At 69.1% G+C, this 456-nt stretch carries 1 pseudogene; it reads left to right on the forward strand.

The window, feature by feature from the left end:
- A pseudogene (locus tag V2J85_RS40660) lies at positions 1-456 on the forward strand (sugar ABC transporter ATP-binding protein); the annotation flags it as partial.

A 456-nucleotide genomic window follows, 5' to 3' on the forward strand; every position in this document is an offset into this window, starting at 1 on the left:
GGTCCTGATCATGGACGAACCGACCGCCGTGCTCACCTCCGAAGAGGTCGACAAACTCTTCGCGATCGTCCGGCAGTTGCGCGCGGACGGCGTCGGGATCGTCTTCATCACCCACCACTTGGAGGAGATCGCCGCACTCGGCGACCGTGTCACCGTCCTGCGCGACGGCCGCAGCATCGACCAGGTGCCCGCCTCCACGCCCGAGGACCGGCTCGTCCAGCTCATGGTGGGCCGGAGCATCGAGCAGCAGTATCCGCGTGAACGGCCCGATGCCGGTGAGGTGTTGCTTTCCGTGCGCGGTCTGACCCGGGACGGGGTCTTCCACGACATCAGCTTCGACGTGCACGCCGGTGAGGTCGTCGGCCTCGCCGGACTCGTCGGCGCCGGTCGTACGGAGGTGGCGCGCGCGGTCTTCGGCGCCGACCCGTACGACACGGGCACCGTCGACGTACGCGG

The sequence above is a fragment of the Streptomyces bugieae genome (assembly GCF_036352915.1).
Classification (GTDB): Bacteria; Actinomycetota; Actinomycetes; order Streptomycetales; family Streptomycetaceae; genus Streptomyces; species Streptomyces endophytica.